This is a genomic window from Phenylobacterium sp. RIFCSPHIGHO2_01_FULL_69_31 (assembly GCF_001824475.1).
GTDB lineage: Bacteria > Pseudomonadota > Alphaproteobacteria > Caulobacterales > Caulobacteraceae > Phenylobacterium.
In genome coordinates this window covers 128,608-139,302 of sequence record NZ_MHXN01000028.1, presented here as the reverse complement: position 1 = coordinate 139,302, position 10,695 = coordinate 128,608, and the positions used below count along the sequence as shown (strand labels likewise).

At 69.3% G+C, this 10,695-nt stretch carries 11 protein-coding genes; 7 read left to right on the top strand and 4 right to left on the bottom strand.

From position 1 onward, the window contains the following. The first annotated feature begins 25 nt into the window (after positions 1 to 25). The 3 genes from hisI (at position 26) to A2790_RS14840 (ending at position 1,521) form a co-directional block, all read left to right on the top strand. Positions 26 to 418: a phosphoribosyl-AMP cyclohydrolase gene (hisI, locus tag A2790_RS14850; RefSeq protein WP_293393156.1), complete on the top strand. Its 393-nt coding sequence runs from the start codon at positions 26 to 28 to the stop codon at positions 416 to 418. Continuing rightward, positions 415 to 1,044, top strand: coding sequence for a LysE family translocator (locus A2790_RS14845; protein ID WP_293393155.1), 630 nt, complete (start codon positions 415 to 417; stop codon positions 1,042 to 1,044). Before hisI ends, A2790_RS14845 begins: the two co-directional genes overlap by 4 nt. A 111-nt stretch (positions 1,045 to 1,155) precedes the next feature. Then, entirely contained in the window at positions 1,156 to 1,521 is a 366-nt protein-coding gene (locus tag A2790_RS14840) for a hypothetical protein (RefSeq protein WP_293393153.1), read from the top strand. Positions 1,522 to 1,527: 6 nt separating this feature from the next. Here the strand turns inward: A2790_RS14840 and A2790_RS14835 are convergent, their stop codons facing one another. Then, positions 1,528 to 3,189, bottom strand: coding sequence for an alkaline phosphatase D family protein (locus A2790_RS14835; protein WP_293393151.1), 1,662 nt, complete (start codon positions 3,187 to 3,189; stop codon positions 1,528 to 1,530). Positions 3,190 to 3,253: 64 nt separating this feature from the next. Between A2790_RS14835 and A2790_RS14830 the strand changes: the two genes are divergently transcribed. Both A2790_RS14830 and A2790_RS14825 read left to right on the top strand, forming a co-directional pair. Next, the gene (locus tag A2790_RS14830) at positions 3,254 to 3,571 is read left to right on the top strand and encodes a ferritin family protein (RefSeq protein ID WP_293393149.1); all 318 of its coding nucleotides are present in this window, start codon (positions 3,254 to 3,256) and stop codon (positions 3,569 to 3,571) included. Then, the gene (locus A2790_RS14825) at positions 3,561 to 4,562 is read left to right on the top strand and encodes an RluA family pseudouridine synthase (RefSeq protein WP_293393147.1); all 1,002 of its coding nucleotides are present in this window, start codon (positions 3,561 to 3,563) and stop codon (positions 4,560 to 4,562) included. Before A2790_RS14830 ends, A2790_RS14825 begins: the two co-directional genes overlap by 11 nt. Here the strand turns inward: A2790_RS14825 and A2790_RS14820 are convergent. After that, a complete protein-coding gene (locus A2790_RS14820; protein ID WP_293393145.1) occupies positions 4,557 to 5,291 on the bottom strand; it encodes a CPBP family intramembrane glutamic endopeptidase in 735 nt (244 codons plus the stop codon). The two genes, A2790_RS14825 and A2790_RS14820, sit on opposite strands and share 6 nt — an antisense overlap. Positions 5,292 to 5,332: 41 nt before the next feature. Continuing rightward, complete coding sequence (locus tag A2790_RS14815) at positions 5,333 to 5,809, bottom strand: VOC family protein (protein WP_293393143.1); 477 nt, start codon at positions 5,807 to 5,809, stop codon at positions 5,333 to 5,335. 301 nt (positions 5,810 to 6,110) lie between these two features. Here A2790_RS14815 and rpoH point away from each other — a divergent pair, with 301 nt between their 5' ends. Continuing rightward, entirely contained in the window at positions 6,111 to 6,998 is an 888-nt protein-coding gene (gene rpoH / locus A2790_RS14810; protein ID WP_293393142.1) for an RNA polymerase sigma factor RpoH, read from the top strand. 255 nt (positions 6,999 to 7,253) lie between these two features. After that, a complete protein-coding gene (locus A2790_RS14805) occupies positions 7,254 to 8,819 on the top strand; it encodes a family 43 glycosylhydrolase (RefSeq protein WP_293393140.1) in 1,566 nt (521 codons plus the stop codon). 16 nt (positions 8,820 to 8,835) lie between these two features. Here A2790_RS14805 and A2790_RS14800 read toward each other — a convergent pair whose 3' ends face one another. Continuing rightward, a complete protein-coding gene (locus tag A2790_RS14800) occupies positions 8,836 to 10,641 on the bottom strand; it encodes a DUF885 domain-containing protein (RefSeq protein ID WP_293393138.1) in 1,806 nt (601 codons plus the stop codon). Positions 10,642 to 10,695 lie beyond the last annotated feature (54 nt).

Here is a 10,695-nt window from a genome sequence, read left to right as displayed (position 1 = left end):
GGCTAGCGGCGCCATATGGTGTGCCATGACAGTGCCGCCAGCTTCCCCCGCCAACAATCCCCTCGAGACCGGCACGCGGCTGACGCCCCGCTATGACGCCGCCGGGCTGATCGCGGCCGTGGCGACCCACGCCGGCACGGGCGAGGTGCTGATGCTGGCCTGGATGAACGCCGAGGCGCTGGACAAGACCATGTCCACCGGCGAGGCACACTATTTCAGCCGCTCGCGCCAGGAGCTCTGGCACAAGGGCGCCACGAGCGGCCAGGTCCAGGTGATCGAGGAACTACGCATCGACTGCGACCAGGACGCGGTCTGGCTCAAGGTCTGGCCCCAGGGCGACGGCGGCGCCTGCCACACGGGCGCGCGTTCGTGCTTCTACCGCGCCATCGAAAACGGCAAGCTGGTGAAACGCCCATGACCATCGTCCAGGCCCTGTTGGCCTTCGGCGTCGCCGCGGCCCTCCTGACCATCACGCCCGGGCTCGACACCGCCTTGGTCCTGCGCACCGCGGCCGTCGAGGGCGCCCGCCGCGCCGCGCTGGCCGCCGTCGGCATCGTCAGCGGCTGCCTGGCCTGGGGCGCGGCGGTGGCGCTGGGCCTGGGGGCCCTGCTGGACGCCTCGACCCTAGCGTTCAACCTGCTGAAATGGGCGGGCGCGGCCTACCTCGTCTGGTTGGGCATCGGCCTGATCCTGAAACCGCGCGAGCGCTTCGATCTTTCCGCGCCGGCCGTCACCCACGCCGGTACCGATTCCGCCTGGATGCGGCGCGGCTTCCTGACCAACCTGCTGAACCCAAAGGTCGGGGTCTTCTACGTCTCGTTCCTGCCGCAGTTCCTGCCGCAGGGCGCGCCGGCCGGGCCGTTCATCTTCCTGCTCGCGGCCCTGCACGGGGTGATGGGCCTTGTCTGGTTTGCGGCCCTCATCGCGGCCACCCGGCCCCTGGCCGGCGTGCTGCAACGCGCGCCCGTCGTCCGCTGGCTGGACCGGCTGACCGGCGGCGTGTTCCTGGCGTTCGGCCTCAAGCTGGCCCTCGAGCGCCGCTGATCGCGAAAACACCTGTGGATCAACCCTCCTCGGAAAGACACCGCTAACCGCACCTGGGGTCAAATGCCGCCAGCACCGGCGAGAGAGGCGCCGGCAACGGCAGGGATCAGTATGCTTTTCCTACTCAACGCGGTGGTCGTCAGGGTCCCCCTGAAACTGGAGTTGCCCCGGGGCCTGGAGCCGCTCGTCTCGGCGCCGCCCGGCAGCGTCCTGACCGCCGGGGTCGAGCTCTACGCCAAGCATCCGCGCCTGGAGTACGATCGGCTGGATATCGCGCGCTGGTACTGCTGCCTGCTTCAGCTTCGCTTCCCCGACGCAGGCGCCGCGCGCTTTCGGCCCACGCCGCGAGGCTACGTGGGCGAATTGGCCAACGTGGCCCTGCCCGATCTCGTGCAACTGCTGAGCCTGCAGGACCGCGGAGTCTCGATCGCGCCCCAGGTCGACGAGATCTGGGCTCGCGTCAGCCAGCCCGCCTGAGCCGTCCTAGACTTCCTTCAGCGCCGACACGCCGGCGCCGTCCGGCACGGCGACAAAGGTCTTCACCACCTTGGTCGTGAAATCGCGGGCCACGATCGTGGAGACCGCCACCATCTCGCCCTTGGCCTGCTCGCGGGTCAGGGTGAGCAGGACGAAGCCCTTCGACACCTGGTCGTTGAACACGACTTCGGGATTGGCGTCGGCGATCAGGTCGCCGGCGTTGATGCCTGGGCTGATCTCACCCGCCCCGGGGCTGGTGATCCCGGTCGTGCCGAACTCGCAGGCCACCCGCTTGCCGGTCGCGTCATGCAGTTCGTTGGCCCAGAAGGAATGGCTGTCGCCGCTGAGGACGATCGGCCGGGCCTTGGCGGCCTTGAACCGGTCGTACAGCCGCTCGCGATCGGCGGGGTAGCCGTCCCACATGTCGAGGCCGACCGGCAACCCCAGGCCGGCGGCGGCCTCGTAGCGGGCGACGCGGCGCTTCGACGCTTCCGGGATCGCGGCGTACTGCGCGGGGGTCAGCTGCTTGCTGGGGACCGCCGGCATGACGCGGGCCATCACCACTTCGTTGCCGATCACCTGCCAGGCGTGGCCCGCCTGCACCGAGCGGGCGAGCTCGGCGCCGATCCAGGCCTCCTGCTTCGGCCCCATCATGCGGCGCTGCGGGTCGGTCAGCTTGGCCTTCAGCTTGGTCAGGTCGCGCTGGCCGTCGACTTCCGGCGCGTCGGCGTCGAGGCTGACCTGCTGGTCGCGGGCCGTCAGCCGGGTCTCGATCATGATCAGGCTGGCCAGGTCGCCGAAGTGGAAGCTGCGCATGGCCGCATCGGCCAGGGCGCCGCCCGAGGCGGGCTCGCGGATCGGCATCCATTCGAAGTAGGCCTTCAGAGCGGCGGCCTTGCGCACCGTCCAGTCGCCCTCGGCGCCGGGCGTGTGGTTCTGGGCGCCGTGCAGGAAGCTGTCGTTGGCCGTCTCGTGATCGTCCCACACCACCACCCAGGGGGCCTTGGCATGGGCGGCCTGCAGGCCCGGGTCCGACTTGTACTGCGCGTGGCGACGCCGGTAGTCGTCGAGGCTGACGATCTCGCGCGGCGGGTCGTGCGGCCGCTCGCCGGCCACGGTCGAGTCCATCCCGTAGCTGCCCGGCCCGCCGTACTCGTAGATGTAGTCGCCCAGGTGCAGCACCGCGTCCACGCGCGGCAGGTCGGCGATCGCCTGGTAGGCGTTGAAATAGCCGTTCGGGTAGAGCGAGCAGGAGGCCACAGCCAGAACTACGTCGTCGACCTTGCCCGCGGGCAGGGTGCGCGTGCGGCCCATGGGCGACTTCACACCCAGCACCTCGAACTCGAAGGTGTAGGCGCGGCCGGCGTCCAGGCCGGTCGCGTCGACCTTGATCGTGTAGTCGCGCGCGGGCCCGGTCACGCCCTGACCGCTTTTGGCGCCGCCGGCGCGGCGGTCGACGGGGTTGAGGGTCCAGGTGAACGGAACGTCCGCGCCGGGCTTGGACGGCGTCACCCGCGTCCACAGCACCACGCGGTCCTGGGTCGGATCGCCCGACGCCACGCCGTGGTTGAACGCCACGGTGAAGGCCATGGCGGAGCCTTGGGCCGCCGCAGGCGTTGCCGCTCCGAGGCCAAGCAGGGCCAGGGCCTTGCGCCGGTCGATCTTCATGGTCGTTGCTCCCCGCTTCCCGGCCCCGATATGACTGAGCCATACCACAGGAGCATGACAACCGATGTCCAGCGAAGTCCTCCACGTCGCCCGCGAGAAGCTGAGCCGCAAGACTATCGAGATGCACTATGCGATCACCTCGCTGATGGAGGAGTTCGAAGCCGTCGACTGGTATCGCCAGCGGGCCGACGACACCGAGGACCCGGAGCTGAAGGCCATCCTGCTGCACAACGCCCGCGAGGAACTGGAGCACGCCGCCATGGTGCTGGAATGGATGCGCCGAAACGACGCCGAGGTGGGCGAGCAGCTCAAGGAATACCTGTTCAAGGAAGGTTCGATCACCGGGCACGAGGAAGGCGCCAGCGAGAAGCATGGCCTCTGAGCCCGACGACCTCGAACTGGACGGCGAGGCGGACCAGGCGGCCGATGTCCGCCTGGTGACGCTGGAGGCCGGCGGGCGCTTCGACAAGGCGCTGGCCGCCGCCCTGCCCGAGTTCAGCCGCGCGCGGCTGCAGGCGCTGATCGCGGGCGGTCGCGTCAGCCGCGACGGGGCCGCCGTGACCGATGGCTCCGCCAAGGCCCAGGCCGGCGACTACCGGCTGGAGATACCGCCGCCGGTGGCCGCCGAGCCGCAGCCCGAGGACATCCCGCTCAGAGTGCTGTTCGAGGATGCGCACCTGATCGTGGTCGACAAGCCCCCGGGCATGGCCATGCACCCGGCGCCCGGCAGCGAGACCGGCACCCTGGTCAACGCCCTGCTGCACCACTGCGGCGCCAGCCTGTCCGGCATCGGCGGGGTGGCGCGGCTAGGGATCGTCCACCGTATCGACAAGGAGACCTCGGGCGTTGTGGTGGCCGCCAAGACGGATGCGGCGCACCAGGGGCTGTCCGCTCTGTTCGCCGCCCACGATATCGACCGCATGTACGTGGCGCTGACCCGCGGCGCGCCATCGCCGATCAAGGGGACCATCGAGGGCGCCATCGCCCGCTCCACCGCCGACCGCAAGAAGATGGCGCTGGTGAAGACCGGCGGCCGCCACGCGATCACTCACTACACCGTCGCCCGGGTGTTCGGCCCGTCGGAGAAGCCGCTGGCCGCGCGCGTCGCCTGCCGCCTGGAGACGGGGCGCACGCACCAGATCCGTGTCCACCTGGCCAGCAAGGGCGCCCCCTGCCTGGGCGACCCGGTCTATGGCTCCGGCAGCCCGTCCCAGCCCGTGAAGGAGGCCATCGCCGCAGCGGGTCTGAAGCGCCAGGCGCTGCACGCGGCCGTCCTGGGCTTCGCGCATCCGATCACGGGCGAGACCGTGCGCTTCGAAAGTCCCCTGCCCGCCGACATGGCGCGGCTGGAGGCGTTGCTGGAAAAGCTATGACGCGGGGCGGCGAACCGCGACGGCGAGCCACAGGGCCACCGCGACGACGATGACGGCCACGGCCGTGAACCGCGGATCGTAGGTCCCGCCGTACATGGGCAGGCCGAAGAACCCGACGTTGCAGAAGGCGTGGAATAGGGCCGTGGCGAAGACGCTGCGGCCGGCGCCGAAGTAGAGCCGGACCGTCACGACGCGCAGGGCGATTGTCATCGCCATGTGCCAGGCGATCCAGTCGGCCGCCCGGCCGGCCTGCAGGAACGGCACCAGGTGCCACATCGCCCAGACGACGCCGATCACCAGCGCCGCGGCCAGCTCGCCCCAGCGACGCGCCAACGGCTCCAGCAGGTACCCGCACCAGCCCAATTCCTCCCCGACGCCTGCGGCGAAGAAGGCCAGCAGCATGACTGCGAGTATCCAGAGCGCGGCGCCCGGCGAGGCGGGATCGTGGCCCTGGATCGCCCACGAAGCCGCCGCCGCGGCCGGGATGAGCAGCAGGAGCGGCGTCCAAAGCGCGTGTCCGCGCATCCGACCCCAGTCGAACGCGCGGGCGAGGAAGGCGCGCAAGCCGGCTCGCCCCTGGGCCCGCGCCACCAGGATGGCGGCCGCCACGGCGGGCATGAACGCCATGAGCCCGCTGAGCGGGAGGCCCGGCAGGGGTTCAACCTGGACCAGCTCCGCGAGCGCCCAGAACGGCAGCGTCAGGACCAGCAGGAGCAGGACGAAGCGCATGGCGCCTACGGTGACGCTCCGGCGGACGGCGCGCCAGAGGTTTATCCCTTCGCCGCAGCCTCCAGTTGGGCGATGTCCAGCTTGACCATCTGCATCATCGCGGCGGCCACGCGGTTCGCCGCATTCCGATCGGGGCTGGTCATCAGCTTGGCGAGTTGCGTCGGCACGACCTGCCACGACAGGCCGAAGCGGTCCTTAAGCCAGCCGCACTGGCTCTCCTGGCCGCCGTCGGCGAGGAGGGCGTTCCAATAGCGGTCCAGCTCGGCTTGGTTATCCACCTCAATCTGGAACGAGACCGCCTCGCTGAGGGTGAATTGCGGCCCGCCGTTGAGCCCGGTGAAGGACTTACCGTCCAGTTCGAACGCCACGGTCAGCACCTCGCCGGCGCGGTCGCCCGGCAGGTTCTCAGGATAGCGGGAGACGTCCGTGATCTTCGAGTTCGGGAAGATGGCGCAATAGAACTTGGCGGCGTCTTCGGCCTGGCGGTCGAACCAGAGGCAAGGGGTGATGCTCGGCATGGAACAATCCTTTTCGGATGCAGGTTTCCTGGGCCAAGGACGCGCCAGCCCCCTCGGCCCCGACACGTCCGGACGAACTTTCGTATGCAGCTCCGCTATCGAACGTATGAGAAACGGCGCCTTGTTGGCGCCACGCTCGGGGCGTAGAAAGCCCCACTAGAGAAGTCGGACATTCGAGCCGTCCTCCCAGCGTCTTTCGCAAGCGCCACCGCATACCTATCTAGGTCATAAGGGGGCGACGAAAGTCGAAGCGCGGAGCCGCGCGGCAGCTCGAAGTCCCGGAGAGTAAAGGGGATTTTTCATGGCCGTGAACGCGCTCGCCGTGATGTCGCCGGAAGGCGGCCTCAGCCGGTACCTCAGTGAAATTCGCAAGTTCCCCATGCTGCCGAAGGACGAGGAGTTCATGCTGGCCAAGCGCTGGCAGGAGCACCAGGACGCCGAGGCGGCCCACAAGATGGTCACCAGCCACCTGCGCCTCGTGGCGAAGATCGCCATGGGCTATCGCGGCTACGGCCTGCCGATCGGCGAGGTGATCTCCGAGGGCAACGTGGGCCTGATGCAGGCGGTGAAGAAGTTCGACCCGGACAAGGGCTTCCGCCTGGCGACCTATGCCATGTGGTGGATCCGCGCCTCGATCCAGGAATACATCCTGCGGTCCTGGTCGCTGGTGAAGATGGGCACGACCGCCGCGCAGAAGAAGCTGTTCTTCAACCTGCGCAAGGCCAAGTCCGAGATCGAGGCCTTGCAGGAAGGCGACCTCCGCCCCGACCAAGTGAGCCAGATCGCCACCAAGCTGGGCGTGCTGGACGAGGAAGTCATCTCGATGAACCGGCGGCTGGCGGGCGGCGACGCCTCGCTGAACTCGCCGATGCGCGCCGACAGCGAGAGCGAGTGGCAGGACTGGCTGGTCGACACCGACACGCCCTCCCAGGAATCGGTCGTGGCCGACACCCAGGAGATGAACGTCCGCATGAGCCTGCTCGAGGCGGCGATGACGGAGCTCTCGGACCGGGAGCGCCACATCCTGACCGAGCGCCGGCTGAAGGACGAGCCGACGACCCTGGAAGAGCTCGCCTCGGAATACGGCGTCAGCCGCGAGCGGGTGCGCCAGATCGAGGTCCGCGCCTTCGAGAAGCTGCAGAAGTCCATGCGGGCGGCGGCGATGGAAAAGAACTTGGTCGACGCCTGAGGCGCCTGGCCCTTCCTTAAGAATGCGGCGGCCGGGGCGACCCGGCCGCCCTTTTTCGTGGGCGAAACCGCGCCTTGACACCGGTGTCAGAGCCGGAAATGTTAGCGGTAGCAGGGGCCGAAGAGCCCTTCCGGGGAGGAGGACCGGGCGCGGGCGCGACGTGCGATTCCGGCCCGCCCGACATGCGCCGCGGAAGGCTTCACGCTCAGCAACAATGTCCGCCGCGCGCCGGCCCTTGAGACAGGTTCTGAAACCATGCAGGTCCCCACCCGCCGATGGACGCTCGGCGCAATGGCGGCAGCGGCGGGATCGCCCGCGCTCGCCGCGCCGCTGTCCTGGAAGCCCGGCGTGGAAGGCCAGCGGCAGGCCGACCTGGGCGACGGGACGTTCCTGAATCCCATCGTCGCCGGCGACCGGCCGGACCCGACCATCCTGAAGGACGGGGCCGACTATTACATGACCTTCTCGTCGTTCGAGGCCTATCCCGGCGTGGTGATCTGGCATTCCCGGGACCTGGTGAACTGGACGCCGATCACGGCCGCGCTGAAGACCCCCATCGGCTCGGTCTGGGCCTGCGAGCTGATCAAGCACAAGGGCCGCTACTACATCTACATCCCGGCCCGCTATCCGGACCGCCGCTCCACCTACGTGATCTGGGCCGACGACATCCGCGGCCCCTGGAGCGAGCCGGTCGACCTGAACCTGCCCGACCACATCGACCCCGGCCACGCGGTGGGCGAGGACGGCAAGCGCTACCTGTTTCTCTCCGGCGGCGATCGGGTGCGGCTCACCGACGATGGGATGGCCACCGACGGGCCGGTGGAGCACGTATACGATCCCTGGCGCTATCCGGTGGAGTGGGACGTGGAGGGCTTCGCGCCCGAGGGGCCCAAGATCACGCGGCGGGGCGACTGGTTCTATCTGATCACCGCCGTCGGCGGCACGGCGGGGCCGCCCACCGGCCACATGGTCATCGCCGCCCGCTCGAAGTCGATCCATGGGCCGTGGGAGCACTGCCCCCACAACCCCATCGTGCGCACCACGTCGAAGGACGAGAAATGGTGGTCGCGCGGCCACGCAACGCTCGTGGAGGGGCCGGCCGGCGACTGGTGGATGGTCTACCACGGCTATGAGAACGGCTACTGGACCCTGGGCCGCCAGTGCTTGCTGGACCCGATCACCTGGACGTCCGACGGATGGTTCAAGGCGAATGGCGGCGACCTTTCCAAGCCGCTCCGCAAGCCTCGGGGCGGCCAAGCCGGCCCCAACGGCCTGGCGCTGTCCGACGACTTTTCGACCTCGAAGCTGGGCGTCCAATGGGCCTTCGCCGATCCTGCGCCGGGGGAACTCGATCGGGTGCGGTACGACCGCGGCCTGGTCCTGACGGCGCGCGGGACCGCGCCCAAGGACTCGCCGCCGCTGACGTTCGTGGCGGGCGACCAAGCCTACGAGATCGAGGTGGACGTGGAGATCCCGGCCGACGGCACGGCGGGGATCCTGCTGTTCTACGACAAGCAGCTCTACTGCGGCCTGTCGTTCGACGCCCGCACCTTCATCACCCACCAGTACGGCCTGGAGCGCGGCCGGCCCGCCAACCCGAACGGGCGGCGGATGCGGATTCGGATACGCAACGACCGCCACATCGTCACCTTCCACACCAGTCCCGACAGGCGGACCTGGACCAAGTTCGACCGCCAGATGGAGGTCTCCGGCTACCACCATAACGTCCGCGGCGGCTTCATGGCCCTGCGGCCCGGGCTGTTCGCGGCCGGGCGTGGCGAGGCGCGGTTCAACAACCTCACCTACCGCGCGTTGCCCTGAGCCGGACGCGGTGGGCCTAAGCCTTCTGGCGGGCGATCCAGCGGTCCGTCCGCGCCTCCAGCACCGGCAGCGGCAGGGCGCCTGCGCCGACGAGCATGTCGTTGAAGGCGCGGATGTCGAACTTCGGCCCCAGCGCCTCCCGAGCCCGGGCCCTGAGCGCCAGGATCTTCACCACCCCGACCTTGTAGGACGTCGCCTGACCGGGATTGACGAAGTAGCGGCGGATCTCGGAGCGGATCTTGCCCGGCGGCTGGGGCGAGTTGGCGGTGTAGAACGCCACCGCCTGCGCCTCGCTCCAGCCCTTGGCGTGAATGCCGGTGTCGACCACCAGCCGGATCGCGCGCCAGATCTCGCGGCCCAGCCGGCCGAAGTCGCTGTAGGGGTCGACGTAGAAGCCCATCTCCTTGGCGAGCAGCTCCGAATAGAGTCCCCAGCCCTCGACGTAGGCGCCGTAGTTGTACTGGCCGCGGAACACCGGCAGGCCGGTCATCTCCTGAGCCAGCATGATCTGCATGTGATGTCCGGGCCACCCCTCGTGATACGCCGTGCCCTCCAGTTCGAAGGTCGGCGTCGCCGCCGTGTCGGCCAGGTGGACATAGAACACGCCGGGCCGTGAGCCATCGGGCGCGCCCGAGGAATAGTGCGCCGCGCCGCCAGGCTCCTCGCGGAAGCTCTCCACCCGCTTCACCACCAGGTCCGACTTGGGCAGCCGCCCGAAGACGGTCGGCAGCTTGGCCTTCATGCCGGCCAGGTAGCCCTCGGCCAGCTTGAGGTACTGCGCGCGGCCCGCGTCGTCGTTGGGCAGGAAGAACCGCTTGTCGGTGCGCATGAAGACGAAGAAGTCCTCCAGCGATCCCGCAAAGCCGATCTTCGCCTTCAGGGTCTCCATCTCGGCGCGGATGCGCTTCACCTCATCGAGGCCGAGTTGGTGGATCTGATCCGCGGTCATGTCGGTGGTGGTCTGGTCGCGCAGCATGGCGGCGTAGAAGGCCGCGCCGTCCGGCAGGGCGCCTGCGCCCTTGGGATCGGCCGCCGCATTGGCGCGGTCGGCCGCCAGCCAAGCCGCGAGACGGTCGTATGCGGGCTTCATCTCGCCCGTCATGGCGGCCGTCACAGCGCCCAGCATGCGGCCCTGGGTCGCCGCGTCGATCTTGCCCGCGGTCCGCAGCCCGGCGAGCTTGGCCGTCGCATCGGCGAACAGCGCCGAGTCGCCGTCGGTGGTGAGGGGCGCTCCGGTGGTTATGCGGCGCACCTCGTCCAGCGACTGGTCGTAGGAGAAGCGTGGCATCCGAACGCCGGCCGCAGCCGAGGCCTTGGCCCGCTCCAGCGACTGGTCCAGCGCCCGGCCGATGGCCGCGACACGGGCGATGTAGGCCTCCATGTCGGCGGGCGTCTCCACCCGGTGCTGATTGATCATGAAGTTGGGCAGGCTGGTGTGCGGACCGCTGCGGTCGAACACATAGCGGTGTCCGCGCCATCGATGCGCCGCCTCGGCGCGGTCCAGCTCAAGCGCCCAGATGTCGTAGGAAGTGCGGGCGTCCTCCGAGAGGCGGGCCGGGTCGAACTTCGCCTTCATCTGCGCCACGCTGGCGCGCCGCCAGCCAATGGCCCGCTCGGCGGCGGCGTCGCTGCGATCGGTAAGCTGGTCGTAGGCAGCCTTGCGACCCAGCCGCGTCAGGCGCTCAGGGCTCATCGCCAGCTCCTGCTCGAACTGGGCGTCCAGGTAGGCGGTCAGCTCGGCGCTGGCGTCGGCCGCGGTGGCGCTCGACGCAACAGCGGCGCCAGCCAGGCCCAGTCCGAAATCGCGGCGGGAAAGGCGCATGGGGTACTCCAACGGTTGCCGTCGAAGGCCTATCCGGGTTCGAGCCGTCTCGCC